The sequence below is a fragment of the Mesorhizobium sp. M0317 genome (assembly GCF_040321555.1).
Lineage (GTDB): Bacteria > Pseudomonadota > Alphaproteobacteria > Rhizobiales > Rhizobiaceae > Mesorhizobium.
In genome coordinates, this window is sequence record NZ_JAMYRV010000035.1 from 26,809 (window position 1) to 52,742 (window position 25,934).

Consider the following 25,934-nt stretch of genomic DNA (forward strand, 5'->3'; position numbering starts at 1 on the left):
TCGCATCAGTCACACTTTCGAACATGATTTCCAATTTTCATATTGTAAAACGATCGTATCGCGCTAGCCTGAAATCATGAGTGGGGCAAGCAAGGCATCCGGACGGTCCAGCACCGACGAGGCGGCGACGCGCAAGCGCGGGCGCTCGCTGGCCGCGCTTGGCTACATCCAGCCGCAGACCTATGAGGAGCTGCGCGCGGTGCTGTCGTCGGGCACGGTGCATTTCCCCAAGCGGCTGCGCCAGGTGGCAATCTTCCTGTGGCAGCATCCGAGCGACGTCGCGCTCGGCACCATCGCGCAGGTTGCGGCACAGGCCGGCGTGCAGCCCTCGACGCTGGTGCGCTTTGCCCAGATCTTCGGCTATTCCGGCTTTTCCGATTTCCAGGGCCTGTTCAAGGAGCACATCAAGGGCTCATGGCCGGAAGGGCGCGGCGAACCGCGCACCGAGACCGAGCCAAATCTGCATTTCCTGCACGGCATGGTCGGCGCATCGCAGGCCTCGCTGGGGCGCATCGAGGCCGGCTTCGACGTCGAGAGTTTCGACAAGATGGTGGCGCTGCTGGCGGCGGCCGAGCTGATCTATGTCATCGGCTCCAAGCGCGCCTTTCCCGTCACCGCCTATCTCTCGCTGACGCTCTCGCAGCAAGGCGTGCGCAACGTGCTGGTCGACAATGTCGGGTCCTCCGCACTCGACCAGATCGGCTGCATCGGCGGCCGGGATGCCGTGCTCGCTGTCTCCTTCAGCCCCTACAATTCGATCACGCCCGATCTCGTCGCGGTGGCGCATGAGCGCAAGGCGCGCATCGTCACCGTCACCGACAGCACCTTCAGCCCGCTGATCCCGCTCTCGGACAGCTGGCTGGAAGTGGTGGAATCCGACTTTGCCGGCTTCCGCTCACTGGCGGCCTCGCTCGCCGTTGGGATGGCGCTGGTCCATGGCGTGGCGGCGCGGCGCGGCGAATGAGGCGTCACTGGTCCAATTGACTATCGGGAATTGTCGTTCCATATTTCTCAAAATAGAAACTTTATTCCCGGGAGGAGGAATGGAGATCCGGCTTGACGGCAAGGTGGCTCTGGTCACCGGGTCGACGCAAGGCATTGGCCGCGCCATTGCCGAGACGCTGGCGCGTTCCGGTGCCGCCGGGCTGCTGGTCACCGGCCGAGAGAAGACGCGTGGCGAGGCTGTGGCGGCCGAGCTTTCGCAAATGGGCACGCCGACCATCTTCGTCGCCGCCGACCTTGCCGATCCTGACGCCCCCACCCTTCTGGCGCAAGCCTGCATCGAGCGCTTCGGCCGCATCGATGCGCTGGTCAACGCCGCAGGCCTGACCGATCGCGCCTCCTTCCTCGACGCCAGCCTCGACGACTGGGCGGCACTGTTTGCCGTCAACACGCGCGCGCCGTTCTTCCTGATGCAGGCGGCGATTGCCGACATGAAGCAGCGCGGACAGGGCGGCGCCATTCTCAACATCCTGTCGATCAACGCCCATTGCGGTTCGCCGGAACTCGCCGTCTATTCCGCCACCAAGGGCGCGCTGGCGACGCTGACCAGGAACGCCGCCAACGCCCACCGTTTCGATCGCATCCGCGTCAACGGCATCAATGTCGGCTGGACCGACACGCCGGCCGAACGCATCATGCAGGCGGAGACATTGGGCAACGGCCCTGGCTGGCTCGACAAGGCCAATGCCGCGCAGCCTTTCGGCCGGCTGCTGACGCCGGACGACATCGCCAGCCTCGCCGTCTTCCTGCTCTCCGATGCCGCCGGACCGATGACCGGCGCGGTCATCGACCAGGAACAGGCGGTGATCGGGGCGAACCGGTGAGCGCTTCCACCGAAACGCTTGGGCCGGCGCTGCTCGACCGCTTGCCGGCCTCGGTCCAGACACCGTCCTATGACCGTACGCTCCTCTCGCCCGGCATGGCGCATCTCGGCGTCGGCGCCTTCCACCGCTGCCATCAGGCCGAATACACCGACGATCTCATCTCGCTGCGCTTCGACCGCTGGGGCATCGTCGGCATCAACATCCGTCCGCCCAGCCTTGCCGACACGCTGGGACGGCAGGGCGGGCTGTACACAAGGCTGATCCGCGAGAACAGCCACATCGAGGCGCGCGTCATCGGCAGCATCGTCCGGGTGGTCGACAGCCAGGAGAGTGCGGCACTGGCGCTCGGCGTGCTGATCTCACCCGATATCGAGTTGGTGACGATGACAGTGACGGAAAAAGGCTATTGCCACGTCCCGTCCAGCGGCGAACTCGACCTTGGCCATCCTGATATCGTCCACGACCTCGCCAACCCCGAGAAGCCGCGCAGCGTCCCCGGCCTGTTGGTGCGGGCGCTGGAGCAGCGCAGGGCCACACATGAGCGACCCATAACGTTTCTCTCCTGTGACAACATTCCGACCAACGGTACTATCCTGAACAATGTCGTGCGGACGTTTGCCGAACGGCGGAGCAAAGGGCTGGCCCGCTGGATAGAGGCCAATGTCGCGTTCCCCGCGGCCATGGTCGACCGCATCGCGCCGGCGGTGACGCAGGATGACCTCGACAGTGTCGAACAATGGTTCGGCTACCACGATGCCGCCGTCGCTGTCGGTGAGCCGTTCCGGCAATGGGTGATCGAGGAAAAATTCGCCGGCCGCATGCCGCGCTGGGATCTGGTCGGCGCCACCTTTGTCGACGACGTCACGCCGTTTGAGCATCTCAAGATGCGGGTGCTGAATGGCGCCCAGACGGCACTCGCCACGCTCGGCGTTCTGGCTGGTCTCGAGCACACATCGGATGCCATGGCCGACCCGCTGCTGTCGGACTTCATCAGGCGCATGCTGGTCGAAGAGACTGTGCCGACGCTGATGCCGGTGCCGGGCATCCTGCCGCTTGCCTATGTCGAGCAGAGTCTTGCCCGGCTGAAGAACACCGCGATCCGCCACCGCAACCACCAGATTGCCACCGACGGTTCGCAGAAGATCGTCCAGCGCCTGCTCAACCCGATCCGCGACCGGCTGAGACAGAGCGCCAGCGTTGGCCTGCTGTCGGTGCCGGTCGCCGGCTGGATGGCCTATCTGATCCAGGCCTCGGAACGTTTCGGCAGACGCTGGCCGGTGTCGGATCCCTATGCCGGCAAGGTCGCCGCGATCGCCGATGCGACCGGTCACGATGCCAGCGCGCTGGTGTCCGCCATCCTTGCCATCGACGGGATATTCGACCCCGGCCTTGCCGCCGACGATACGTTCCGCGCGGCCGTCACATCGGCGCTGGGCGACCTGCTGTCGGACGATCCGATGGCGGCTGTCCGGCACAGTCTTGAACAAGATGAGGTCGCGAGGTTGAAGCGATCCAAACAATCGGCATTATAGTCGTCGGGGTCTAGGAGGCAGAATGAAACTAGGAGTGCTAACAGCACCTTTTGCGGAGACGCCGCTTGGCGAGGTCGCCGGCTGGGCAAGCTCGGTTGGCTTCGAGGCGCTGGAAATCGCCTGCTGGCCGAAAACCTCCGGCGCGACGCGACGCTATGCCGGCACCAGTCATATCGACGCCGCCTCCACCTCGCCTGCGCAGGCCAAGGAGATTGCCGCATCGCTGGCAGAGAAGAAACTCACGGTCTCTGGCCTCGGCTACTATCCCAACCCGTTGCATCCGGACCCTGCCCATCGCGAGGCCGTCATCGGGCATCTGAAGAAGGTCATCGTGCTGGCCGCCAATATGGGCGTGCCGGTGGTCAACACCTTCTGCGGCGGCGATGCCTCGAAGACCGTGGACGTCAACTGGCAGGACGCGCTGAAAGTCTGGCCCGAGACCGTCGCCTATGCGCGCGGCCACGGGGTAAAACTCGCCTTCGAGAACTGCCCGATGATCTTCAGTTATGACGAGTGGCCGGGCGGGCACAACATCGCCTATTCGCCCTACATCTGGCGGCGCATCCTCGAGGCCTGGGGCGGCGAGGTCGGCATGAATTTCGACCCCTCGCATCTGGTCTGGCAGATGATCGACCAGGGCCGCTTCATCAAGGAGTTCGGCCCCTACATGCTGCATGTCCACGCCAAGGATTTGATGATCGATCATGATGGTTTGTATGAGCGCGGGATTCTTTCCGCCGGGATAGGCTGGCAGGTGCCGCGCATGCCGGGATTGGGCGATGTCGACTGGAGCGGCTTCTTCTCCGGCCTCTACCGCGCCGGCTATGACGGCTCGGTCATCATCGAACATGAGGACAGGCGGTTTGAAGGCAACGACGATGCGGTGAAGCGGGGCTTCCTGCTCGCCCGCGACGTGCTGCGCCCCTTCGTCAAATGACGAGGTGAATGACTTGGTCCGATCCTGCCGAAGGGTCTGACCCTGAGACGAAAAACAACAATGTGGAGGAGTACTGACATGAAGAAAATACTGACCATGGTCCCGTTGCTTGCGGGCGCTGCCTTGCTGGCATCGATGGGCGTGTCGTCGGCCGAAGCCAAATATACGATCGGCATTTCCAACACCGTGCAGGGCAATGGCTGGCGCGAGGAAATGGTCTGCGCCATGAAGGCGCAGGCGCTGGCTTCGGGCGAAGTGACGAAGCTCAACATCGCCCACCGCAACACCGATGCCGCCGGCCAGCTCGAAGACATCCGCAATCTGATCAGCGCCAAGGTCGACGCCATCGTCGTCAACCCCGCTGATCCCGCGGGCATCAAGGCGGGCCTGGAAGAAGCCACCAAGGCCGGCATCGTCGTCGTTGCCGTCGACCAGGCGGTGACCGAACCGTCGGCCTACATCATCTCCAACAACCAGGAACAGTATGCCTATCTCGGCGCCAAATGGCTGTTCCAGCAGATGGGCGGCAAGGGCGAAGTGTTCTACATGCGCGGCGCCGCCGGCGCCTCGGCCGATAGCGATCGCGACAAAGGCTTCAAGAAGGCGCTGGCCGAAAACCCCGGCGTGAAGGTGGCGCAGGAAGTCTTCACCGGCTGGCAGCAGGATCAGGCCAAGCAGCAGATGCTGTCGTTCCTGGCCACCGGCACGCCGTTCAACGGCGTGTGGACGTCGGGCATCGACAACGTCATCGTCGACGCGCTGGTCGAATCGCAGGCGCCGCTGGTGCCGGTGGTCGGCGCCGACAATGCCGGCTTCGTCGGCCAGCTGAGCTCGGTGAAAGGTCTCGTCGGTGCAGCCGTCACCAACCCCGGCTCGATCGGCGGCGCGGGCGTGACGCTGGCGCTGCAGATCCTCGACGGCAAGAAGCCGGCGCAGCAGACCGTGCTGGTCGACCCGCAGCTGTGGGACAACGCCACCGACGAAGGCAAGGCCAAGCTGAAGGCAGCCGCCGACCCGTCGCTCAGCCCGGAATGGCCGGTCTCGATCTCGATCCCGGAGTGGACGACCTACACGAAGGACCAGATCGTGGCCTGCAAGGGGCCGGGGGAGTAAGCCTGGTTTGAATGAACTGGCGAGGACGGCGAACGGCCGTCCTCGTCACACAGACTAGCGCTCTACGGCGCCCCCTCTGTCCTGCCGGACATCTCCCCCACAGGTGGGGAGATTGGCTGTCATCTCGGCTTTCGCTAATTTTCTACGTCGCAAGACGAGGGGCGGCGCCGGAACTGCCAATCTCCCCCCAAGTGGGGGAGATGTCCGGCAGGACAGAGGGGGGCGCCGTAGAGTGCCAGCAAGAGAATTTCTGAGCGGACATCGATTTGACCACCAGCCCCCTCCTCGACGCCACCGGCGTCGCCAAGAACTACGGCGCGGTTGCAGCGCTTCGCAACGCGTCGCTCTCCGTGCTGCCGGGCGAGGTCCACGCGCTGATGGGCGCCAACGGCGCCGGCAAGTCGACGCTGGTGAAGATCCTGACCGGCGCCATTCCGGCGAACTCCGGCCGCATCCTGATCCGTGGCGAAGCGCGCGACATTCGCTCGCCCGCCGCCGCGCGCCGCGCCGGGCTGCTGCCGGTCTACCAGGAGCCGTCGCTAATCCCCGATCTCGACGTTCTCTCCAATCTCAGGCTCACCGGCACGCCGGTCGAGCCGTTCCGCGCCTGGGTGCGCGAGCTCGGCATCACCGACCTCGATCTGCGCGACACCGCGCGCGACATTCCGCTGGCCGTGCTGCGCGTGCTCGACCTGGCGCGGGCGCTCGCCGTCGAGCCGGACGTGCTGCTGCTCGACGAGATGACGGCGGCCCTGCCCGCCAACCTCGCCGAAAAAGTGCTGGAAGTGGTGCGCCGCCAGGGCGATGCCGGTCGCGCCGTGATCTTCATCTCGCACCGCTTCGTCGAAATCTCCGCACTGTGCGACCGCGCCACCGTGCTGCGCGACGGCGAGACCGTCGGTGTCGTCGACATCGTGCCGGGCGTGGAAGAAAAGATCGTCGAGCTGATGCTCGGCACCCGCATCGTCAAAACCCATGTCGCGGCCCGCAGCGCTGCCGAGAAGGCCGCGCCCGCGACCACCCGGCCGCGCATTTCGGTGCGAAACCTGCGCGTCGGCGCCAAGCTCAGCGATGTCTCCTTCGATCTCGCCGACGGCGAAGTCGCCGGCGTCGTCGCGCTCGAAGGCCAGGGCCAGGACGAGTTGTTCGCCGCCCTTGCCGGCTCGATCCGGCCCTCCGGCGGCACGATCGAAGTCGATGGCCAGCCGGTGAAATTCTCGCATCCGATCGACGCCATCCGCGCCGGCATTGCCTATGTGCCGGGGGACCGCTCGGAAGCGCTCGCCATGCAGCGCTCGGTGCGCGAAAACATCGCGCTGCCTTTCAGCGCTGCCTTGCGCAACTGGGGTCCGATCAACATGCGCCGCGAACGCGCGACCGTGCTCAGCGCCATCGAGCGGCTGCAGATCGACACCCGCGCCCAGGGCGAAGTGCAGCGCCTGTCCGGGGGCAATCAGCAGAAGGTGACCATCGCCCGCTGGATCGCGGCGGATGCCCGCACCATCCTGTGCTTCGACCCGACGCGCGGCATCGATGTCGGCACCAAGCAGGAGATCTACAAGCTGCTGCGCGAACTCGCCGGCAACGGCAAGTCGGTGCTGTTCTACACCTCGGAGCTGGAGGAGGTGCAGCGCGTCTGCGACCGCGTCATCGTCATCTTCGGCGGCCGCATGGTCGACATTTTTCCGGTCGAGGAGGCCGACGAGCCGGCGCTGATGCGCGCCGCCTACGGCCTGCCGCGCGGCGCCAAGGCCGATATCGGCATATTGGCTGATCCGACCGCGAACACTTCGGCTTCGCCGGAGGCCGCGCCATGAGCCATTTCCTGCGCCGCCAAGCCTGGGTCGTCGGCCTGTTCGCCCTGCTCATCGTCCTGTTCATCGCCACCAGGATCATCCAGCCGGCCTATGGCAGCAATGATTTCGGCTCGCTCGCCCGAGCCGTTCTGCCCTATGCCTTCGCAGTCGCCGCGCAGACCGTCGTCGTCATCGCCGGCGGCATTGACCTGTCGGTCGCCGCCATGATGGCGCTGACCAGCGTCACCGCGGCGTCGATGATGAATGGCGCGAGCGAGGAATACGCGCTGTTCGTGGTGCCCTTCGTGCTGGCCATGGGTTTCGTGCTCGGCGCACTCAACGGCCTGCTCATCGTCGTCACCCGCGTGCCCGACATTGTCGTGACGCTGGCCATGCTGTTCGTGCTGCAGGGTGCAGCCCTGCTGGTACTCGACGCGCCGGGCGGCGGCATCGCCGAATGGCTGAAGGCGCTGATCTCTGGCACCGTACCGATCCCCGGCCTGCCCGACGCCATAGACGCCTGGCTGCCCAAGGCGCTGCTGGTGCTGATCGTGTGCCTCTGCGTCATCTGGATACCACTGAGGCGCTCGCGCCTCGGCCTCTCCATCTACTCCATCGGCTCTAGCGAACTGGCGGCGTTCCGCTCCGGCGTGCCGGTCAAGCGCACTCGCATCATCGCCTATGCGCTGTCCGGCCTGTTCGCCGCCTTTGGCGGCCTGGCGCTGACCATGAGCACCGGCATCGGCGCCCCCATCCCCGGCCCCTATCTGCTCGCCAGCGTCGCCGCCGTGGTGCTGGGCGGCGTCGCGCTCGGCGGCGGCAAGGGCGGCCTGCTCGGCCCGATCGTCGCCGTCTTCGTGTTGCGCCTGGTGCGCACGGATTTGACGCTGCTTGCCATCGACCCGAATGTCACCGCCATCATCGAGGGGCTGATCATGGTGGCGGTGGTGATGTTCGGCGCGTTTATCACGATGCGGGGGCGGCAATGATGGGAGGGCTGTCGCAGAGAGACGTCGGCGTTCCTTCGCGCCCCCCTCTGTCCTGCCGGACATCTCCCCCACAAGGGGGGAGATTGGATGTCGCGACGACCTTCGCCAATCTCCAACCTTGCAAGAATGAGCGAGGCGCTGAAGCTGCCAATCTCCCCACAAGTGGGGGAGATGGCCGGCAGGCCAGAGGGGGGCGCCGTAGAGCACTGTCCTCGCCAACTTGCCGCACCTTGCAAACCTCATCGCGAGCAAGAGCCGCCCCATGAGCACCACCGCCATCACCCCGGTCCCCTTCGCCCGCCGCATAAAGCGCTTCATGGCCGATCGCCCGCTCATCCCGCTGATCGTCCTGCTCGCCATCCTGGTTATAATCCTGCAGATCCTGCGCCCCGGCATCGTCAACGAGCGCTGGATCGCCAACACTATTAAATTCGCCATACCGCTGGCGATCCTGGCGGGATGCCAGACCATGACCATGCTGACCGGCGGCATCGACCTGTCGGTCGGCACGGTGGCGACGATGAGCGCCTTCATCATGGCCACGCAAGTGGTCAACCAGGACCCGGCGGTGGCGTTCCTCCTGGCGATGATGCCGGCGGTGCTGATCGGCCTCGTCAATGGCATTGGCGTCGGCGTCTTCCGCGTCCACCCGCTGATCATGACGCTGGGCACCAGTCTGATCGGCACCGGCTGCCTGCAGGTCTACCAGCGCACGGTGATCGCGTCGGGCGCAAAAATCCCCGACTTCCTGGCTTGGCTCGGCACCGGCGTGACATGGGGCTTCCCCAACGCGCTGCTGCTGTTCGTGCCGCTCGCCGCCCTCATCGTCTTCACGCTCGCCCGCACCGGCTTCGGCCGCCTGCTCTACGCCGTCGGCGACAATGAGCGCGCGACCCGCCTGTCGGGCGTGCAATACTGGCAGGTCATCACCGCGCTCTACGTCACCTCCAGCGTGCTCGCCGGCATCACCGGCCTGCTCTATATCGGCCTGATCAAGGCCCCCTCGCTGTCGCTCGCCGAACCGCTGGTGCTGCCCTCGGTCGCCGCCGCCGTCATCGGCGGCACCTCCATCTTCGGCGGCCGCGGCGGCTACACCGGCACCATCATCGGCGCCCTGATCCTGACCGTGCTGACGACACTGCTGACCATCCTGCAGATGCCGGAGGGGGCACGGCGGATCTTGTTCGGGCTGATCGTGCTGTTCGTGACGGCGGCGTATTTGCGGATTGTGGAGGAGCGGTAGGGGGCCGAGGCCAGCGCCAGCCCCCACTCCGTCTCGGCTTCGCCGAGCCACCTCTACCCCCACGTCCGTGGGGGAGAGGAAATGCCAAGCTTTTCGAGGAGGAATCCAAGCTTTTCGAGCGAAGAAAAAACTCAACACTGTCGAGGCCGCAACCTCGAAAAATAGCGTTTCCTCTCCCCCACGAATGTGGGGGTAGAGGTGGCTCGGCGAAGCCGAGACGGAGTGGGGGGCACCCTAAGCGATTGCCATCACCCTGGGCGCCTGTGCCCACCCAGAGCTCGCCCGCCCCCCTACTTCAACGAAATCGCCATCCCGCTCAAATCCGCATTCACCTGCAGGCCCACCTGCCGGCCCGTAAGCTCGAGCTGGGCGCCCTTGTCGTTGGTCATGACGATCACCTGCGCCCCCTTGCCGAGCGCGCCGCCACCGCCGGCCGCGCCATAAACCCCGGTCGCATCCCGCACCCTGCGGATATGGCGCACGGCGCCCCGGAAATAGGTCTTGGAAACCCCGAAGGCGAAGCCGCCCGAAACGCCGCCGATCGTGATGGGATAGGAGCGGCCGTGGAAGGTCAGCGTCCCCTCGCCGCCGGAACCGCCGACGAAGAAGGCCGCCTTGTAGACGGCAAAGCGGATCGTGCCGCTATCGGCATGCGCGGCGCTGGCAGCGCTGACGAACACAGTTGTGATGGCCGCAACCGCGAGCGAACGAAAGCTGGACGAGATGGTCATGGTGGGAGCTCCTCAAGTGCGCCGCTCACCCAACCGGCAGGGCTCGTCGGCGTCGTAACCAACTTGAACAGTTTAGGCTTGGATTTAGTTCCAGGGAGAGCCCTCGGTGGGTCAAGGCGCAAAGCTGGTGGGGAGAGCGGAGGAGCGCTTCATACAGAGCTGGCAATGCCAATGCCTCGGGGCAAAGGCTATCGCATATGAGCTTTTACGAAGAGGACCCCCACTCTAACTTGCCGGGGCGAGCCAGGGTTTCGCCCGTCCTTCGGACCCTCACAAGGCGGAGGGAACGCTGCCGCACGCCCAGCCCTTTTTTAAGTCGACTTAGACGGTTTTGCGGAAATCAGCGCCAACCTAGTCTCCCTCCCCCTTGTTGGGAGGGATTGAGGGCGGGGGTATTCGTAGGGCGCAAGCCTCCGCTATGGTCCCTGTGCAAACCAATCCCAGCCCTACGGATATTTCCCCGGCTTTGGTGCGTAGATTTGCGGATCGAAGTCCAAATCCTTCGGCAGCGGCAGGCTCGAGCACTGCAGATGCATCTGGCGCGCCAACAGCCTTCGCTGCTGCTGCTCATGCTCCTTGATCGCCGCCACGAGACCCATGCTGTAGGGCCCCAGCACGACGCCGGCGGCCCATCCCGGATGCTCCTTCTCGCGCCGGTCGTAGTTCAAGGCATCCGTGCGGGCCTGCTGGCATTCCGGCGTCGCCCATTTCGGGTCCTGCGGCGAGAGCGAGGCTCCATACTGGACCGGAGACGATACGCACCCTGCCACTGTCGCAGTCAACGCGACGACCATTGCAATTCTCATCCGCAAGCCCCTCCTAATGTAGGAGGCGACTACAAGACGATTCCAGCGGGAAAAAGGCAGCTTCAGGATGCGGATTTTGCAGGGCCGCTCACCCCAGCAGGTTGCGCGCCGTGCGCATGAAGATCTTCGAGCCGATCGGGATCAGATCGTCGGGAAAATCATAGTCGGGATTGTGCAATGACGGGGTGCGCTCGCCCGCGCCGAGGAAGAACATCGCCGACTTCGCCTTGTGGCCGAAAATGCCGAAATCCTCCGAGGCGCGCATCGGCAGGGCTTCCTCGCTGCGCGGCACACCCTCTTCGTCCAACGCGCGGTTGATATGCTCCACCGCGTCCGGCGCATTGACGCTGGCGACGAAGATTTCGTGATAGTCGCAGCGCACGGACAGGCGGTGCTCGGCCGCTATCCTGGCGGCCAGCGCCTCCGCAGCTGCGACCAGCTCCGCCATGCGCTCGTCACGCCTTGTGCGCAGCGTCGCCCAAACCTCGGCGTAGCCGGGCGCGATGCCGAACACGGCCTCGCCCATCGTCGCATGGGTGACGGTGACCATGCTGAAATCGTCATCGGCGAAAGTGCCGCGCCCGAGTGCCGGAAGCGCCGGCATCAGCTGGCTGATCGCCGGCATCGGCGACACGCCGGTTTCGGGCATGGAGGAATGCGCGGTCTTGCCGTCCAGCACGATGCGGATGCCGCGCGAGGCGCAGTTGACCACGCCGGGCTTGACACGCACCTCGCCGAACGGCACGCCCGGCAGATTGTGCAGCGAGAAGGCGAAGTCCGGCGCGATCTCGCCAAAGCGTGGATCGGCGACGACGCCGGCCGCACCATTGCCGGTCTCCTCCGCCGGCTGGAACATCAACACGACGCGGCCGCGGGCCGGCCGCTCACGCCCGAGCTGGCGGCCGAGTGCGGCCAGGATCGCGGTGTGGCCGTCATGGCCGCACATATGCGATTTTCCCGGCACCTGCGAGGCATGCTCGACGCCCGAAAGCTCCTCGATCGGCAGCGCATCGATCTCCGAACGGAACAGCACCGTCGGCCCCGCCTTGCCGCTGTCATAGACCGCCGCCACGCCATGACCGCCAAGGCCGGTCAGCACCTTGTCCGGCCCTGTATCGGCGAGGAAGGCGACGACTTCCTTGGCGGTCTGTTCTTCCTCATTGGAGATTTCAGGCCGCTGGTGCAGCTTGCGGCGCCATGCCGTCAGCTCGATGATATCGCGATTGGTCAGGGTCATGGCTTGGGCTCCGCTTTGGTGCTGCAGGTTACACAAACACGATAGGGTTTTTCTCACGCCGTGCCATACTGATCAATTCCGCTGGTCCATCTGCCTGTCTTGTGTGAGCGTAGATGACGACATCCCATGACCACCACACAACCCAGAGAATTTCCAGCTCCGCACTGAGGCCGTCGATCTCATCTCCGACATCCGGTGGCTTCTCCTGAAAAGCGCTGCGTGCTCGCCTGTGCGACATCTTTGCTTCCATCCACCCGAAGGAACGTTTCGGAGCAACAATGGCCAGGCGGTTTGCGTTTCTCTTGGTTCGCGACTTCACGCTGTCGCCGCTGTCGCTGTTCATCGACACGCTGCGGCTGGCCGGCGATGAGGGCGACCGCAGCCGCCGGATCGAGTTCGACTGGGAGATCGTCGGCGAGCGTGGCCTGCCGATCCGGGCGAGTTGCGGTGTCGAGCTGCTGCCGACCAAGGCGATCGGCAATCCGCAGGATTTCGACAACGGCGTCGTGGTCGGCGGCCTGCTCGACACCAACCGCAGCCTCAGCTCCGAAAAGGAGGCCTTCCTGTTGCGGGCGGCCGAAAAGGGCGTGCCGCTGACGGCACTCTGCACCGGCAGCTTCGTGCTCGCGCGCTACGGCCTGCTCGACGGCTACAGTGCCGCCGTCAGCTGGTTCCATATCAAGGATTTCCGCAGCCAATTCCCTGACGTGAACGCCCATGCCGACAGCCTGTTTTCCGTCGATAGGGGCCGCTCGACCTGCGCCGGCGGCACGGGTGCGGCCGACCTTGCCGGCCATTTCGTGTCGCAGTTCATCGGCCGCAAGGCGGCGGAAAAAGCCGCCAAGATCCTCGTGCTCGACCGCATCCGCTCGAGCCTGGATGTGCAGCCCGTCGGCGACCTCTTTCCCGCGGCCTCGAGCCGCGCGGTGAAGCGGGCGCTGCTTCTGATGGAAAGCAATCTCCAGGAGACGCTGTCGGTCGCCGAGATCGCGGGCCGGTTGCATTTATCCCGGCGCCAGCTTGAGCGGCTGTTCGGCGCCGAGCTCGGCATCGGCCCGATGGCCGCCTATCTTACGCTGCGCGTGCATCAGGCGAAGTCGCTGCTGGAGGGGAGCGACTTGGCGATCGGCGACATCGCCTACCGCTGCGGTTTTCCCAATGCCGGCCATTTCAGCCGTGTCTTCCGCCATCAGACCGGCATCACGCCGACCCTTCTCAGGCATCCGAACCGAATGTCCGGTGTCTTTGCCGACGGCAAGGGGAGCGGTCCCTAAGCCTATATTGGGGCGTGCGATCTCGCCGTTGGTATGATAATATCATACCAACCTGATAGGAGGGATCCATGTCCGCCACCGAAAAACGCACCTTCAGCCTGCCGGCCGAGCAGGCTGCTTTCATCGACCAGCTCGTTCGGTCCGGCACATACGCGACCAGCAGTGAAGTGATCCGCGCCGGTCTTCGCGCATTGCAGGAACGCGACGCCGCCGTGGAGCGCTGGCTGCGTGAGGAGGTCGCGCCGACCTATGATAGGTGGAAGGCAGACCCCTCCCAGGCCATCCCGGCCGACAAGTCTTTTGACAGCATCCGCGCACATCACGCAGCTCGCCTCAAGGGGAACGTGTGAAGCGCCGGCATGTTGTCCTTTTGCCGGAAGCCCAGACGGACCTGTTATGGATATACGATACGGTCGCTCACGCATCCGGCAACCTCACCGCCCTTCGCTACATCGAGCGGATCGAGCGATTTTGCCTGGGTCTCGACTATGCCTCGGAACGCGGAACCCTAAGGGATGATGTGCGGCCGGGGCTTCGCATCGTTGGCTTCGAGCGCCGCCTGACTGTGGCCTTCACCGTAGAAGGCGACCAGGTGGTGATTCTCAGGGTGTTCTACGGCGGCGTCAACTGGGAGGACGAGCTGGCGCCTATCGCTCCGTGAACGCCCGCGCGAACGAGTCCAGCATCGGCCGCGCCAGATATTCGAGGAAGGTTCGGTCGCCGGTGCTGATAAACGCCTCGACCGGCGTTCCTGGGTAAAGCTGCTCGGCTTTCACGCTCTGCGGCAGCGTGTCGGTGATCTTCAGCCTGGCGCGGAAATACGCCTCATGCGTGGTTTCATCGATCAGCCGGTCGGCGGAAATTTGCGTCACCGTAGCCGGGACCTCAGGGGTGAGGCGCGCGTTCAGGGCGGACAGCCTGAGCTTCGCCGGCTGGCCGACGCGAACCAGGTCCACGTCTTTCGGCCGCAGCTTCGCGTCGACGATGAGGCCCGACGCGGTCGGCAGGATCTCCATGATCTTCTGCCCCGGCGCAATCACGCTGCCTTTGGAGTTGTAGATCGAGGATACCACGATGCCGGCTGCCGGCGCCTTGATCGTCGTGCGCCCCAGCACCGCCTCGGCTGCGGTGATCTGTTCGCCGATGTCGGCCAGGCTGGTGCGAACCTCGTCGAGCTTGGTCAGCGCGTCCTCGACGCGCTGCGTGGTCGCGCGCTCGACCTGCGCCTGGGCTTCGACGATCTGCGTCTTGGTCGCTGCGATATCCGCCTCCAGCGCGCCGGCCTGGCCGACCAGATCGGCCTCGCTGCGCAGAAGCTGCGAATATTCGCTGCGGTTGGTGAGACCCTTGTCGAGCAGGCCGGTCTTGATGCCGAGTTCCTTCTTCACGATCTCGGCCTGTTGCTGGATGGCGAGTTTCTGCGCCTCCAGTCCCAGCGCCGACTCACGATGCATGGCGACGCGCTGCGCCAGGATCGACTGCTCGGAGCGGAACCGGGCGAGCCTGGCCTCGAACTCCTTCTGCTGTTCGTGCACCAGATTGTCGAAATCGCGCTGGAACGGCGCGGGTGCTGCTTCGGCGATCGGCGCCAGCCTGTCCGATCCGTCGCGCTCGGCCTCAAGTCGCGCGGCACTTGCCCTGAGCGCGATCGTCTGTCTGGTCAGCCGGTTGAGGTCGGTCTCGGCCGCCCTGCGGTCGAGCAGGACCAGCGGTTCGCCTTGTTGCACGCGGTCGCCTTCATGCACCAGCAACTGCTCGATGATGCCGCCCTCGGGGTGCTGGATGAGGATGTTGCCGCCCGTCGCCGAGATCGTGCCGGAGGTGATCACCGCGCCGGAGAGCGGCGCGTTCGCCGCCCAATAGCCGAAGCAGCCGACGAAGAGCGCTATGGCCACGTAGCCGACGACGGCCATGCGGCGGAAGTCGGTGCGCGGTCGACCTTCGAAGGCGAGGCTCTGCTGCATCATCGTCTATGACCCGAAGCGGACGCTGTGCGGGCGCACGGTCGGCACGAACGAGCCTGTCACCACCGCGCTCCCGGCCTTGCCGGCCGCCGGTTGCCTCAGCACCTCGCTCGCAGGGCCGAAAGCTTCGACCATGCCGTTGCGCAGGACCATGACGCGGTCGCAGGCCGCGGCGATCGAAGGGCGATGCGTGATGACGACTGTCGTGACGCTTACACTTCGCGCGGCCGAAAGCATCCCTTCGAGCGCCGCCTCCCCACTGCCGTCGAGATGGGCGTTGGGCTCGTCCAGCACCAGCATGCGTGGCTTGCCGTAGAAGGCGCGCGCCAGCCCTATCCGCTGGCGCTCGCCGCCCGACAGCACGGTATGCGACGGGCCTATCATGGTCTGATAGCCGTCGCGCAGCGTGAGAATCAGCTCATGCGCCTCGGCGCGCCTGGCCGCTTCGACGATCGCGGCGTCATCGGCGTCGGGTTCGAAGCGGGCGACATTTTGCGCGATCGATCCCGGGAAAAGCTCCACCTCCTGCGCGAGATAGCCGATATGCCTGCCAAGCTGGGTTTCGTCCCAGCTCCTCAGGTCGGCGCCGTCGACCCTGACCGCGCCGCCGGTCGGCTGCAGCGCGCCCACAAGCAATTTCGCCAGCGTCGATTTGCCGGCCCCGCTCGGGCCGACGATCGCCACCGCTTCGCCGGCGCCGATGGCAAAATTCAACCGCTTGAGGATGGGCTCCGTGCCGAAAGCCGCAGTCGGCGCGATGAAGAACAGATCCTGCACCGAAATCGCGCCCAATGGATCGGGCAGTGCGAGCTTGCGCCCCTGCGCTGGTTGCGCCGCAAGGGCGGTGTCCAGCCGTTTCCAGCATCGCTTGGCGTCGACGATCTGCCGCCAGGATCCGATCAGCTGGTCGAGCGGCTGCAGCGCGCGCGACGACACCAGCGACGAAGCGAAGATCATGCCGGCGGTCATCTGCCCTTGTAGCACCAGCCACGCGCCGGCGCCGAGGATCGCCAGTTGCAGCATCATGCGCAGCGCCCGCGACGTCGCGCTGAAGATCGCATTGGCGCTTCCGGAACGGTCATGCAGGGTCAGCGCCTCAGCAACGTGTTGTCCCCAGACCGCGGCGGCATTTTGCACCATGCCCATGGCGCGCAGCGTGTCGGTGTTGCGGGCGAAGGCCTGCTCCGCCTGGCTGGCCACCGCCGAGCGTTCCGCCGACATGGCATCGTTCCTGCCGATGGCAAGCTGGTTGGCCACGACCAAGAGAAACAGCAGCACGGCGCCGGCGAGCGTCAGCCAGAACAGGACGGGATGGATGAAATAGAGCAAGGCCAGGAAGACGGGCGCAAACGGCAGGTCGAACAACACCGCCACGCCGCGCGACCTGATGAAGGCGCAAGTCGTGGCAAGGTCGTTCAGCGGCGACAGCCCGCTGCCGGCATGTCTGGCGCCAAGCGAGGCGGCGAATGTCCGCGCGCCCAGTTTCAGGTCGACGGTGGCCGCAACACGTTGCGCGTAGATGGCGCGGACCGCGTCCAGCAGGCCGAGGAAGGCGAGCGCGAGGACCGCCATGGCCGAGAGATAAAGCAGCGTCTCGACGCTGGAGGACGGCAACACCCGGTCATAGACCTGCAGCAGATAGAGCGGGATCACCAGGAGCAGGATGTTGATCAGCAACGAAAAGATGCCGATATCGGCGATGCCGGGCAGGAAAACCGGGCGCAGGCCGATGGCCGCATCCCTGAGTGGCGCGCGGTCCCGTGACATCTAGACCGCGTGCTCGGCTGTCGTGCTCAGATGGCTCTGCTGCAAATCGTTCAGCGTATAGGCGTGGATATAGTCGATCTTCATTTGCGCGGGCGTCGCCAGATGGTCGGGCGGCGCGCCGGCTTGACCGCCGACCGCAAGGTCGACCAGCATATACATGGGCTTGTTCATATCGGACGGCGTCGCCGCTTCCGCGACCTGGACGCCATCATAGGTCCAGACCAGCTTGTCCGGCGTCCACAACAGGCCATAGGTGTGATAGCCGTCGGTGTTGGAGACATTCACCGTCGACCCGACCGTGGTGTGGGTTCCCGTCTCATTTGTGTGCGCGGTCATGAGAAGCGCATTCGGGTTCTGCCCATACATTTCGATCACGTCGAGTTCCGGGGGCCATGAACCGTCTTCGGGCAGAAGCCAGAAGGCCGGCCACGCGCCGGCATTTTCCGGGAGATCGGCCCGCATTTCGAAATAGCCATAGGTCTGCGAGAAGGTGTCGTGCGTCGTCAGTATGCCGGAAGTGTATTCGTAATTGTTGATCAGCGGCTTGATGTCGTCGGGCGCATGCGCCGCGGTTATGGTGAGCACGCCGCTTGCGACGCTGAACGGATGGACCGAGCTGGTCGGCGCATAATTGGCGTCGATATACCATTGCAGCTCGCCGTTCTGGGGCTGCGAGCTGCCGTTCTGCGCCCCCCACCAGAAATTGGAATCCCAGATGCCGCTCTGGCCGTTCCACAGGCTCAGCGTGTTGAAATCGTCGTTGAAGGACAGCGTCATGCCGGTCTTGTCGATCGGCAGCTCGAACTGGCCGGGCTGAAACTTGTCGATCGTGGTGTTGTGGAACACCAGCACCTCGCTCGAGCCGAGGTTCAGCTGCACGTTCGATCCCACCTGGACCATATTGGCGTGGACGGCCTCGAACGAGGTGAAGGCATAGCCGTTGAGGCGCACCGTGTCGGTCGCGCCGAAATCGGAGATAAGGTCGCTGCCATTGCCCTTGGTGATGATGAAGGTGTCGGCGCCGGCGCCGCCGATCAGCACGTCATTGCCCTTGCCGCCGTCCAGCGTCTGGCTGCCAGCGCCGCCCGTTATGATGTTGTCCTGACCATTGCCGAAGGCATAGTGGCCGTCGCCGGTGACGACGAGGTTCTCGAAATTCGCGGGCAGCTTGTAGCTCATCCAGGTATCGATCGTGTCGACGCCCGCGCCGTAGTTCTCGACCGCTTTGTTGATCGTCGAATAGAGATGGTAATAGTCGTCGCCCGCGCCGCCATACATGGTGACCTTGACGTTGGTGTCGCCCCAGAAGGAATCGTTGCCCGAGGTGCCGTAGCGGTAAGGCGCGCCTCCAGTCGCCGAGAACCAATGGGTGGAAGCGCCGGTATACGGAAGTGGAATGCCTTTGGCGTTGAGGACTGTGGTCATTCCGACACTCCTTGCGCGTGCTGCCTTGGTCGTTCGACAACCTTCGAGCGACCATTTCGGATCAACTCTTAAATTGATCCATCGTTCCAGGGAATCATTCTATAGTACACCAAGGAGATCGTCGCCCATCATTTAATAGATAATGCCGAAGGCGTTAAGCTGATCCTAATACAACTTTGTAGGAGAGACTTACAATTTTAATAAATTGTGAGATCCGCGCCGAAAAGTTAGGCAACCTGTCAATGATGCATGCAATTTGACGCGACACGACCGCCTGCCTGAGGCGGCGGTCGAAGTCGCGGGCGGATGGCCGCGGGCAAAGGGCTCAAGAAAATTTGACAGGCTATGTCGGACCGGGTGAGGTTCACCCGTCCTTGGGGCATCGGACAACGAAACCACAAAGGATACCGAAGAGATGCCAAGCACCGTACGTTTGCACCGCGTTCTGACGACCAGCCCGGAGAAGGTCTACCGCGCATTCACAGAAGCCGACGCGCTGGCGAAATGGCTTCCGCCGAACGGCTTCACTTGCACGGTACACAGCTTCGACGCGAAAGTCGGTGGCGCCTTCAAGATGTCGTTCCGAAACTTCACGACGGGCGGCAGCCATTCCTTCGGCGGCGAATATCTCGAACTCGTTCCCGGCGAGCGCCTGCGCTACACCGACAGGTTCGACGACCCCAATTTGCCCGGCCAGATCGAAGTGACCGTGCTCCTGAAGAAAGTGTCGGTCGGCACGGAACTCGACATCACGCAGGCCGGCATTCCGGACGTTATTCCGGCTGAAGCCTGCTATCTCGGCTGGCAGGAGTCGCTGCGCAATCTGGCAAAGCTCGTCGAACCCGAGATCAATCAGTAGAGCCCATCGGATCGGCGGCGCCGCCCAGCCAGTCCGCGCCGCCGACAATGCCGAGCCGAGGGCTCATCCCTCACGGCCCGGTGCAGATCGGCAACGGTTGCGGCGGCGGTGGCGGGTTGTCCTTGGCGTATTGCGCGATGATCGGCTCAAGGCTCTTTCGCGGCCAGAATTTCGGCTTGCCGATCTCCTTCAGGCAGGACGCATTCCAATAGGCGCCCGATTTGCCAACGGCGGCGATGTCGCGCGATTCCGGGTAGATATAGAGCGTCGTCGGATTGCTCTTCACCATCGAAATGATCTGGTCGGCGTCGGACGGCGACCAGCTGGTGCAGCCATTGCTGCGGCCGCCGGCGTAATCCACCAGCTTGCCGTATGGGACGAAGCCGTCATGGTCGGCATAGGAGCTGTTCGGGTTCTTGCGCAGGCACATGCCGCGCAACAGCCGCGCCGCGTGGCCGCCGATCACCCGCTGCCTGGCATTCGCCGTCTCGCCCTCGCCGTCGAACTGGATGAAGGTGCGCAGCAGCGCCTGGTCCTTTTTTGCGCCGATGCGGTAAAAACCCTTGAATGAGGTCTTTGCCTCGCCGGTCATATAGGCGCCACCGGTCGTCAAGGACGAGTCCAGGGCATTGCCGAAGTTTTTCGCGCAGCGTTTGCCGTTGGAGAAATCGACCATGCCTTTCAAATTGCGGCCGCCGCCATGGCCCGACGAGATCGCCCTGAACGACTGCTTGGCCTCGCAAATGACGTAGTAGCGCCGCCCCAGCACGCCATTGCCGAGATCGCCGGGGCGCGTCGCATCCATGGCGAAATAGCAGCCATTGTGGACCGCGCCTTGCGCGACCTTCTTCAGGTAAAGCGCGCGCGCCCGCTCCAGCACCACTTGCGAAATCTCGCCGTCGTCATTGCCGACATGGGCCTGCAGCCACGCCGGTATATCGGAGGACGCGGCAAAAGACCGGGCAGACATCGTCAAGGCGATGCCGGCGATGGCGAGGAGGCCAAAGACAAAGACAGCCAGAGATTTCAACCGCACCGGACAACCCTCCCGCCCGAACCGTTCTGCGATTCTCGGAAACCCATCATAAATCGTCGCGCGCCGATCGGCGAAACACATCTTGTTCAGAACCGCGCAAGCAAGTCAGGTAGCTTCCTGTTCGCCTTTCACAGCGCCAGGCTGCCCTGTTCCGCCTCCGCGGCATTGGGGTCGCCCGGCGCCGTTGCCCAGGCGAGCTCGACCAGCGTCACCGTGCGGCGGCCGGTGCCGTCGAGCTGGCAGACGATGAGGCCCTGCTCCTCGATATAGGTGAGCAGCCGCCGGGCGCGCCGCAGCGAATGCGAGCCGTAGGCGCGCGCGATCGCCGCGTCGCTCGGGCACGGCCAGCCCTCCTTGGCGGCGCGGGCGATCATCATGAACACGCCCTGCATGTCCTCGGGCAGCAGCGCGGCGCGCACGGAAACGTCCTGCCAGGCGTCATCGCCTGCCATGTCGGCGCCGAGCCCGGCGCGGGCGCGCGTCAGCATGCGACGGAATTCTGAGAGGTCCGGCACCACCGAAGCGAGGCCTTCGATGCGGCAGCGGACGACGAACTCCTGATAAAGCACGCCGATGACGCGGAAACCCGCATCGGGCTGCGCCAGGATGGCGCGCAGGACACGGTCCACCCGCTCTCGCCGCTCGGCCATATCCTCGGCGCTTACCGCCGGTTCCGCAGGTTCGGGGCGGATGTCCAGCGCCGCCGATTTGGCCGCCATCAGCTGGTCGAGCAGCTCCGGCGACGCCATCCGGCGCGGCGCGCGGATCGTCTCGGGCGGCGGCGCCGCCAGGATGATGGCGCGTGCGTCTTCAAGCGCTGTTTCCGGCATTGCCATCAGCCGCGGCGTACCGTTGCGCGGGCTGGTCTCGGTCTGGCCGATGCGCACGCCGAGCGGGCGGCGCGACAGCGCCGGTCCCAGCGCCATGAAGTGCCCGCGCTCCAGATCGCGAAACGCCTCCGCCTGGCGCCGTTCCATGCCCAGAAGGTCGGCGGCGCGCGCCATGTCGATATCGAGGAAGGTACGGCCCATGAGGAAGTTGGAGGCCTCCGCCGCAACATTCTTGGCGAGCTTTGCCAGCCGCTGCGTGGCGATGATGCCGGCAAGGCCACGCTTGCGGCCGCGGCACATCAGATTGGTCATGGCGCCGAGCGAGAGTTTGCGCGCCTCGTCGGAAACCTCGCCGGCCACCGCCGGTGCGAACAGCTGCGCTTCGTCGACCACCACCAGCATCGGATACCAATGCTCCCGGGCGGCCTCGAACAATCCGCCGAGAAAGGCAGCGGCGCGCCGCATCTGGTTCTCGGCATCGAGCCCTTCGAGATTGAGCACCGTGGAGACGCGGTGGATGCGCGCCCGCTCGCCGGCTGCTTGCAGGCCACGCTCCGTATGCTCCTCGGCATCGATGACCAGATGGCCGTAATGGTCGCCCAGCGAGACGAAATCGCCTTCCGGGTCGATGATGGTCTGCTGCACCCAGGGCGCGCTCTGCTCCAGGAGCCGGCGCAAAAGGTGCGATTTGCCGGAGCCGGAATTGCCTTGCACCAGAAGCCGGGTCGCCAGCAGCTCCTCAAGGTCGAGCGCCGCCGGCGCACCCGCCGTCGTCTGTCCCATCTCGATGGCTACGGTCATGTCACGACTCTCCTTGCGGACAGGGCTTATCAACCCGGCCGCGAGCCGTCGAGCGCGCCATGGCAACTCGCCCGCTGTTCCACACCTATGCTGCCAAAGCGCCACACATCAGCCCATCTGCCCAAAGGGAAGGCACATCAAGCGGAGTTGACCGGCGGCAGAAGCGGCGCTTCCAGCCCGTCGAAGGGATCGCGCCAGGCATCGATGGCTTCGAGCCGGCGATACCAACCCAGAACAGAGGGATAGTCCGCCAGCGGCAGGCCGGCTGCATCGTTGAACGGCAAAAACGTCGCCATGCGGAAATCGGCATAGGAAAGCGACTTGCCCACAAGCCATGGCCGCTTGGCGAGCTCCGCCTCGAGAATCGCTGCCGCGATGCGGAACTCCGCCAGCCCCTCCTCGACCTTGCCCTGGTCGACAGGCCCAATCCCGTAGCGCTGCTTGGTTCCGCGCTCGAAATGCACGGTGTCGCAGGCCCGCACGAAATTTTCCTTGCCCCAGCTTAGCCAGCGGATCATGTCGGGTTGGTCGCCGCCGCCGCGCCAGAAATCCGAACCCGCTTCGCGCGACAGAAGGCAGGCTATGGCGTCGGCTTCCCACAGGCTGCCGCCCGTCCATGCCAATATCGGCAGGGTAAGATTGGGATTGAGCTGACGAAACCGCTCAGCCTGCCCGGGCGCCATGGGTGCCGCGAACTCACACTCGACCTTGGCCTGCAGATGACGTGCCGTTGCTACCGCAAGGCGCGGATTGGGATTGCGGCTGAAGTACAGTTTCATATCCGGTCCTGGACGCTGTGGGCTCGACCTTATCAAACACGCAAACGTGCCCTCCCGGCAATCTGGTCGGACCACGATTCCGCTGGCACACGCCGTTGTTCGGCGTATTATTTCCTTCGGGAGAGGGTTCTTGGCAGGAGGAAGCCATGAACGTAGTGCCGAGCGTACCTGTCATCGACGTGACAACCCAGAACCTTGTTTCCTCTGCGCTTTCCAGATTCCGCGCTGGCGATACCGTCTCGACTAGAGCGGCGCTCGATGCCATCCGCCGCATGGATCCAACCTGTGTCGACAGCGACGACGATCTCGTCGAACTCGTCGTCATGGCGGCAATTGGTAAGACCATGGCGGTCGTGTTCGACCACCGCTCCCGCTAGCCCTGTGGGACGAACCTGTGCCGTTCAACTCGCTTGAGCTCGAGTGGATTCGGTTGGCGAGCTTTTACAACTGCAGCCCGGGAGGCGCACGTCTTCGTGCGCGAAGGCCGGCAATAGCATAAGCGGGCAAGACTCAGATCCCCAAGGGATGCGGCATGTAGCCGACGAAGCCGCCGATCTTCCAGTGGCCCGCCACCTTCCTGCAGAAATACAGCGTCTGCCATTTCAGCTTGTCGACGCTGCCATCGGCCTTGGCCACCGAGCCGTTGAACTTCTTGTGCAGCACGGCGCGGTCGCCATCGACGTCGATGTCGCGCATGTTGGTGACGCGAAACAGCGCCTCGCGCAGCGGCTCGGCGAATCTGGCCGCCGCCGTCTCCTTGGCCTGGCGCAGCCATTCGTCGCGATAGACGGCAAGGCTCGGGAATTGCAGACGCCAGGCGTCGGCATCGCTGAGGAAATGCGCATGCATGCCGAAGAAGCTGTCGGCGAGGAAATCATCCTCGACCATCGACCAGTCCTGACCGATAAAGGCGTCGATGTCGCGCCGCACCAACATTTCCCAGAGCGCGTGGCGATCGGCATCGCCCTCTGGAAACGGGTTCTTGTCGAAGGTCATTGAAATCTCCTGTCGGGAAAATGCGACGCGCAAGATGCTGGCGAGCCTGCGATAAAGCAACACGCGTTTGGAAAAATGTTGCTTTCCAAAAAGCCCCCTATGAGGATCACCGGGACAGGCGTAGAGCGGTCGTCGAAAACGGGGCGCGGCCCGCCATTCTGAACAGGAGTTTCCCTTGCCCAAAGAGTGTTTTGGAACATCCCACGTGCCGCTGTCGCCGGCCGTGCGCGCCGGGGATTTCGTCTACATCTCAGGTCAGGTGCCGGTCGACGGCGACCGCATTGTGGTCAAGGGCGGCATTACCGAGCAGACCGAGCAGGTGCTGCAGAATGTGAAGGCAGCACTCGCGCTGGCCGGCTGCACCATGGACGATGTCGTCAAGACCACGGTCTGGCTCGAGGACCCGCGCGACTTCGGCGCCTTCAATGCCGTCTACGCCAAGCACTTCCCGAAAAATCCGCCGGCCCGCACCACGGTCGAATCGCGGCTGATGATCGACATCAAGATCGAGGTCGAAGCCGTCGCTTACCGGCCGGTTTGACCAGTCGGGGCATGATCCCGAAAAGTGGAAACCGGTTTTCTCGGACAAACGGAAACCGTTTTGTCCAAAGATCATGCCCCGAAACAAAGAGAGAGGCAGGCGCCGATGCAGTTCGATCTCCTGATCAAGGGCGGCCGCCTGATCGATCCGGCCTCGGGCCTGGACGCGCCGCGCGATGTCGCCGTTGCGGGCGGACGCATCGTGGCCATCGAGGCGGCGATCGATGCCGAGCACGCCACCAAGATAGTCGACGCTCGTGATTGCATCGTCACGCCCGGCCTCATCGACCTGCACAGCCATGTCTATTGGGGCGGCACCTCGCTGGGCGTCGACGCCGACCGGCTGGCGGCCAAGAGCGGAACCACCACCTTCATCGATGCCGGCAGCGCCGGCGCCGGCAATTTTCTGGGCTTTCGCCGCCATGTCATCGAGCGCTCGAAGGTGCGTATTCTCGCCTACGTCAACATCTCCTTTGCCGGCATATTCGGCTTCTCGCAAAGCGTCTCGGTCGGCGAATGCAGCGATCTCAGGCTCTGCGAGCCACGCGAGACGGTGGCTGCGGTGCGCGAGCACGCCGATGTCGTCGTTGGGGTAAAAGTGCGCTCCGGCAAGCATGCCGGCGGCGCCAGCGGGATCGCGCCGGTCGATCTCGCGCTGGAAGCCGCCGACCAGGCCGGCCTGCCGCTGATGGCGCATATAGACGAGCCGCCCCCCGGCCGCTCCGAAGTGCTGCCGCGCCTGCGGAGAGGCGACATCCTCACCCATTGTTTTCGGCCAGTCCCCAATGCGCCGGTGTTCGCTTCCGGCGCGGTGCGGCCGGACATGCGGCTGGCCCGCGAACGCGGCGTCATCTTCGACATTGGCCACGGCATGGGATCGTTCGACTTCGCCGTGGCGAAAGCGATGCTGGCCGAGGGCCTCGCGCCCGACGTCATCTCCAGCGACGTGCATCTCTATTGCGTCGACGGTCCGGCCTTCGACATACTGGTCTGCATGTCGAAGCTGATGGCGCTGGGCATGCCGCTGGTCGAGGTGCTGTGCGCCGCCACGCAAAGGCCAGCCGAGGCGATCGCCAGGCCGGAGCTTGGGACGCTGAAAGTTGGCGGTGTCGGCGATGTCGCGGTGCTGAGACTGCGCCCCGGGCGCTTTACCTTCGTCGATGCGGTCGGTGCGGCGCTGATCGCGGATCAGCGGCTGGTCTCAGAAGGCATTGTTATCGGCGGTGTCTGGTGGCCGAACGAGGCGCCCGACCACAACGAGACCGAGCGCTTCGAGCCGCATGCGGCACATACGCATGTCGAGGTCGCGGCACGGCATTTCGGGCATGGATAATCTCCCTCCTTGAGGGGGAGATGGCCGGCAGGCCAGAGGGGGTCGGTTCGACCGGACGCAAGCTCCTCGCGGCAGCTGGAGGTCAGCGCTCCACGCGCGGCGACCCCTCTGTCGCCTTCG

At 64.7% G+C, this 25,934-nt stretch carries 25 protein-coding genes; 15 read left to right on the forward strand and 10 right to left on the reverse strand.

The window, feature by feature from the left end:
* The first annotated feature begins 76 nt into the window (after nucleotides 1-76).
* From NKI88_RS22195 to NKI88_RS22230, 8 genes are all read left to right on the forward strand, one after another.
* On the forward strand, nucleotides 77-964 hold the full coding sequence (locus tag NKI88_RS22195) for a MurR/RpiR family transcriptional regulator (protein ID WP_023737574.1): 888 nt from the start codon (nucleotides 77-79) through the stop codon (nucleotides 962-964).
* A 79-nt stretch (nucleotides 965-1,043) separates the two neighbouring features.
* Nucleotides 1,044-1,826, forward strand: coding sequence for an SDR family oxidoreductase (locus NKI88_RS22200; RefSeq protein ID WP_023737573.1), 783 nt, complete (start codon nucleotides 1,044-1,046; stop codon nucleotides 1,824-1,826).
* The gene (locus NKI88_RS22205; protein ID WP_023737572.1) at nucleotides 1,823-3,358 is read left to right on the forward strand and encodes a mannitol dehydrogenase family protein; all 1,536 of its coding nucleotides are present in this window, start codon (nucleotides 1,823-1,825) and stop codon (nucleotides 3,356-3,358) included. Before NKI88_RS22200 ends, NKI88_RS22205 begins: the two co-directional genes overlap by 4 nt.
* A gap of 22 nt (nucleotides 3,359-3,380) precedes the next feature.
* Nucleotides 3,381-4,295 carry a sugar phosphate isomerase/epimerase family protein gene (locus NKI88_RS22210; protein ID WP_023737571.1) on the forward strand — a complete coding sequence of 305 codons (915 nt, stop codon included), beginning with the start codon at nucleotides 3,381-3,383 and terminating at the stop codon, nucleotides 4,293-4,295.
* A gap of 78 nt (nucleotides 4,296-4,373) precedes the next feature.
* Nucleotides 4,374-5,408, forward strand: a complete 1,035-nt coding sequence (locus NKI88_RS22215) for an ABC transporter substrate-binding protein (protein WP_023683115.1) — start codon at nucleotides 4,374-4,376, stop codon at nucleotides 5,406-5,408.
* A 266-nt stretch (nucleotides 5,409-5,674) separates the two neighbouring features.
* Nucleotides 5,675-7,225 carry a sugar ABC transporter ATP-binding protein gene (locus NKI88_RS22220; RefSeq protein WP_023737570.1) on the forward strand — a complete coding sequence of 517 codons (1,551 nt, stop codon included), beginning with the start codon at nucleotides 5,675-5,677 and terminating at the stop codon, nucleotides 7,223-7,225.
* Complete coding sequence (locus NKI88_RS22225) at nucleotides 7,222-8,193, forward strand: ABC transporter permease (protein WP_023737569.1); 972 nt, start codon at nucleotides 7,222-7,224, stop codon at nucleotides 8,191-8,193. The genes NKI88_RS22220 and NKI88_RS22225 overlap by 4 nt, the downstream gene beginning before the upstream one ends.
* 262 nt (nucleotides 8,194-8,455) lie before the next feature.
* Entirely contained in the window at nucleotides 8,456-9,436 is a 981-nt protein-coding gene (locus NKI88_RS22230) for an ABC transporter permease (protein WP_352657209.1), read from the forward strand.
* 290 nt (nucleotides 9,437-9,726) lie between these two features.
* Here the strand turns inward: NKI88_RS22230 and NKI88_RS22235 are convergent, their stop codons facing one another.
* From NKI88_RS22235 to NKI88_RS22245, 3 genes are all read right to left on the reverse strand, one after another.
* Nucleotides 9,727-10,167 carry a lipid-binding SYLF domain-containing protein gene (locus tag NKI88_RS22235; protein ID WP_352657212.1) on the reverse strand — a complete coding sequence of 147 codons (441 nt, stop codon included), beginning with the start codon at nucleotides 10,165-10,167 and terminating at the stop codon, nucleotides 9,727-9,729.
* Nucleotides 10,168-10,613: 446 nt separating this feature from the next.
* The gene (locus NKI88_RS22240) at nucleotides 10,614-10,973 is read right to left on the reverse strand and encodes a protein kinase family protein (protein WP_023747059.1); all 360 of its coding nucleotides are present in this window, start codon (nucleotides 10,971-10,973) and stop codon (nucleotides 10,614-10,616) included.
* Nucleotides 10,974-11,061: 88 nt separating this feature from the next.
* Complete coding sequence (locus tag NKI88_RS22245) at nucleotides 11,062-12,210, reverse strand: amidohydrolase (protein ID WP_352657215.1); 1,149 nt, start codon at nucleotides 12,208-12,210, stop codon at nucleotides 11,062-11,064.
* 278 nt (nucleotides 12,211-12,488) lie between these two features.
* Here NKI88_RS22245 and NKI88_RS22250 point away from each other — a divergent pair, with 278 nt between their 5' ends.
* The 3 genes from NKI88_RS22250 (at nucleotide 12,489) to NKI88_RS22260 (ending at nucleotide 14,145) form a co-directional block, all read left to right on the forward strand.
* Nucleotides 12,489-13,484, forward strand: a complete 996-nt coding sequence (locus tag NKI88_RS22250; protein ID WP_352657218.1) for a GlxA family transcriptional regulator — start codon at nucleotides 12,489-12,491, stop codon at nucleotides 13,482-13,484.
* A 68-nt stretch (nucleotides 13,485-13,552) separates the two neighbouring features.
* Entirely contained in the window at nucleotides 13,553-13,834 is a 282-nt protein-coding gene (locus NKI88_RS22255; protein WP_023669694.1) for a type II toxin-antitoxin system ParD family antitoxin, read from the forward strand.
* Nucleotides 13,831-14,145 (forward strand): type II toxin-antitoxin system RelE/ParE family toxin, encoded by a 315-nt coding sequence (locus NKI88_RS22260; RefSeq protein WP_023669695.1) that lies wholly within the window; start codon nucleotides 13,831-13,833, stop codon nucleotides 14,143-14,145. Before NKI88_RS22255 ends, NKI88_RS22260 begins: the two co-directional genes overlap by 4 nt.
* On the opposite strand, the gene NKI88_RS22265 is transcribed toward NKI88_RS22260, so the two are convergent.
* The 3 genes from NKI88_RS22265 to eglC are packed head-to-tail and all read right to left on the reverse strand — an operon-like array spanning nucleotide 14,132 to nucleotide 18,640.
* The gene (locus tag NKI88_RS22265; protein WP_352657221.1) at nucleotides 14,132-15,451 is read right to left on the reverse strand and encodes an HlyD family type I secretion periplasmic adaptor subunit; all 1,320 of its coding nucleotides are present in this window, start codon (nucleotides 15,449-15,451) and stop codon (nucleotides 14,132-14,134) included. The two genes, NKI88_RS22260 and NKI88_RS22265, sit on opposite strands and share 14 nt — an antisense overlap.
* A 3-nt stretch (nucleotides 15,452-15,454) precedes the next feature.
* The gene (locus NKI88_RS22270; protein WP_023698647.1) at nucleotides 15,455-17,215 is read right to left on the reverse strand and encodes a type I secretion system permease/ATPase; all 1,761 of its coding nucleotides are present in this window, start codon (nucleotides 17,213-17,215) and stop codon (nucleotides 15,455-15,457) included.
* The gene (eglC, locus tag NKI88_RS22275; protein ID WP_033001007.1) at nucleotides 17,216-18,640 is read right to left on the reverse strand and encodes an endo-1,3-1,4-beta-glycanase EglC; all 1,425 of its coding nucleotides are present in this window, start codon (nucleotides 18,638-18,640) and stop codon (nucleotides 17,216-17,218) included.
* A gap of 415 nt (nucleotides 18,641-19,055) precedes the next feature.
* Here eglC and NKI88_RS22280 point away from each other — a divergent pair, with 415 nt between their 5' ends.
* A complete protein-coding gene (locus NKI88_RS22280; protein WP_023683102.1) occupies nucleotides 19,056-19,499 on the forward strand; it encodes an SRPBCC family protein in 444 nt (147 codons plus the stop codon).
* Between the two features lie 70 nt (nucleotides 19,500-19,569).
* Here NKI88_RS22280 and NKI88_RS22285 read toward each other — a convergent pair whose 3' ends face one another.
* The 3 genes from NKI88_RS22285 to NKI88_RS22295 form a co-directional block, all read right to left on the reverse strand.
* Nucleotides 19,570-20,535, reverse strand: a complete 966-nt coding sequence (locus tag NKI88_RS22285) for a hypothetical protein (RefSeq protein WP_352657225.1) — start codon at nucleotides 20,533-20,535, stop codon at nucleotides 19,570-19,572.
* A gap of 128 nt (nucleotides 20,536-20,663) precedes the next feature.
* On the reverse strand, nucleotides 20,664-22,166 hold the full coding sequence (locus NKI88_RS22290) for a helicase HerA domain-containing protein (RefSeq protein ID WP_352657228.1): 1,503 nt from the start codon (nucleotides 22,164-22,166) through the stop codon (nucleotides 20,664-20,666).
* Between the two features lie 137 nt (nucleotides 22,167-22,303).
* Entirely contained in the window at nucleotides 22,304-22,945 is a 642-nt protein-coding gene (locus NKI88_RS22295) for a glutathione S-transferase family protein (protein WP_023754275.1), read from the reverse strand.
* A gap of 146 nt (nucleotides 22,946-23,091) precedes the next feature.
* On the opposite strand from NKI88_RS22295, the gene NKI88_RS22300 reads away from it, so the two are divergent.
* The gene (locus tag NKI88_RS22300) at nucleotides 23,092-23,322 is read left to right on the forward strand and encodes a hypothetical protein (protein WP_023669703.1); all 231 of its coding nucleotides are present in this window, start codon (nucleotides 23,092-23,094) and stop codon (nucleotides 23,320-23,322) included.
* Nucleotides 23,323-23,455: 133 nt separating this feature from the next.
* Here the strand turns inward: NKI88_RS22300 and NKI88_RS22305 are convergent, their stop codons facing one another.
* Nucleotides 23,456-23,941: a hypothetical protein gene (locus tag NKI88_RS22305; protein ID WP_023669704.1), complete on the reverse strand. Its 486-nt coding sequence runs from the start codon at nucleotides 23,939-23,941 to the stop codon at nucleotides 23,456-23,458.
* A 175-nt stretch (nucleotides 23,942-24,116) separates the two neighbouring features.
* On the opposite strand from NKI88_RS22305, the gene NKI88_RS22310 reads away from it, so the two are divergent.
* Both NKI88_RS22310 and NKI88_RS22315 read left to right on the forward strand, forming a co-directional pair.
* On the forward strand, nucleotides 24,117-24,482 hold the full coding sequence (locus NKI88_RS22310) for a RidA family protein (protein ID WP_352657231.1): 366 nt from the start codon (nucleotides 24,117-24,119) through the stop codon (nucleotides 24,480-24,482).
* Between the two features lie 105 nt (nucleotides 24,483-24,587).
* The gene (locus tag NKI88_RS22315; protein WP_352657234.1) at nucleotides 24,588-25,814 is read left to right on the forward strand and encodes an amidohydrolase/deacetylase family metallohydrolase; all 1,227 of its coding nucleotides are present in this window, start codon (nucleotides 24,588-24,590) and stop codon (nucleotides 25,812-25,814) included.
* The last annotated feature ends 120 nt before the right edge of the window (nucleotides 25,815-25,934 follow it).

Excerpts from the sequence above, each read along its gene's own strand:
- NKI88_RS22280 (WP_023683102.1), top strand. The coding sequence starts at position 19,056 with ATGCCAAGCACCGTACGTTTGCACCGCGTTCTGACGACCAGCCCGGAG.
- eglC (WP_033001007.1), bottom strand. The coding sequence starts at position 18,640 with ATGACCACAGTCCTCAACGCCAAAGGCATTCCACTTCCGTATACCGGC.
- NKI88_RS22250 (WP_352657218.1), top strand. The coding sequence starts at position 12,489 with ATGGCCAGGCGGTTTGCGTTTCTCTTGGTTCGCGACTTCACGCTGTCG.
- NKI88_RS22240 (WP_023747059.1), bottom strand. The coding sequence starts at position 10,973 with ATGAGAATTGCAATGGTCGTCGCGTTGACTGCGACAGTGGCAGGGTGC.
- NKI88_RS22215 (WP_023683115.1), top strand. The coding sequence starts at position 4,374 with ATGAAGAAAATACTGACCATGGTCCCGTTGCTTGCGGGCGCTGCCTTG.
- NKI88_RS22235 (WP_352657212.1), bottom strand. The coding sequence starts at position 10,167 with ATGACCATCTCGTCCAGCTTTCGTTCGCTCGCGGTTGCGGCCATCACA.
- NKI88_RS22270 (WP_023698647.1), bottom strand. The coding sequence starts at position 17,215 with ATGTCACGGGACCGCGCGCCACTCAGGGATGCGGCCATCGGCCTGCGC.
- NKI88_RS22225 (WP_023737569.1), top strand. The coding sequence starts at position 7,222 with ATGAGCCATTTCCTGCGCCGCCAAGCCTGGGTCGTCGGCCTGTTCGCC.
- NKI88_RS22195 (WP_023737574.1), top strand. The coding sequence starts at position 77 with ATGAGTGGGGCAAGCAAGGCATCCGGACGGTCCAGCACCGACGAGGCG.
- NKI88_RS22200 (WP_023737573.1), top strand. The coding sequence starts at position 1,044 with ATGGAGATCCGGCTTGACGGCAAGGTGGCTCTGGTCACCGGGTCGACG.
- NKI88_RS22255 (WP_023669694.1), top strand. The coding sequence starts at position 13,553 with ATGTCCGCCACCGAAAAACGCACCTTCAGCCTGCCGGCCGAGCAGGCT.
- NKI88_RS22315 (WP_352657234.1), top strand. The coding sequence starts at position 24,588 with ATGCAGTTCGATCTCCTGATCAAGGGCGGCCGCCTGATCGATCCGGCC.
- NKI88_RS22210 (WP_023737571.1), top strand. The coding sequence starts at position 3,381 with ATGAAACTAGGAGTGCTAACAGCACCTTTTGCGGAGACGCCGCTTGGC.
- NKI88_RS22265 (WP_352657221.1), bottom strand. The coding sequence starts at position 15,451 with ATGATGCAGCAGAGCCTCGCCTTCGAAGGTCGACCGCGCACCGACTTC.
- NKI88_RS22295 (WP_023754275.1), bottom strand. The coding sequence starts at position 22,945 with ATGAAACTGTACTTCAGCCGCAATCCCAATCCGCGCCTTGCGGTAGCA.
- NKI88_RS22230 (WP_352657209.1), top strand. The coding sequence starts at position 8,456 with ATGAGCACCACCGCCATCACCCCGGTCCCCTTCGCCCGCCGCATAAAG.
- NKI88_RS22300 (WP_023669703.1), top strand. The coding sequence starts at position 23,092 with ATGAACGTAGTGCCGAGCGTACCTGTCATCGACGTGACAACCCAGAAC.
- NKI88_RS22290 (WP_352657228.1), bottom strand. The coding sequence starts at position 22,166 with ATGACCGTAGCCATCGAGATGGGACAGACGACGGCGGGTGCGCCGGCG.
- NKI88_RS22245 (WP_352657215.1), bottom strand. The coding sequence starts at position 12,210 with ATGACCCTGACCAATCGCGATATCATCGAGCTGACGGCATGGCGCCGC.
- NKI88_RS22305 (WP_023669704.1), bottom strand. The coding sequence starts at position 23,941 with ATGACCTTCGACAAGAACCCGTTTCCAGAGGGCGATGCCGATCGCCAC.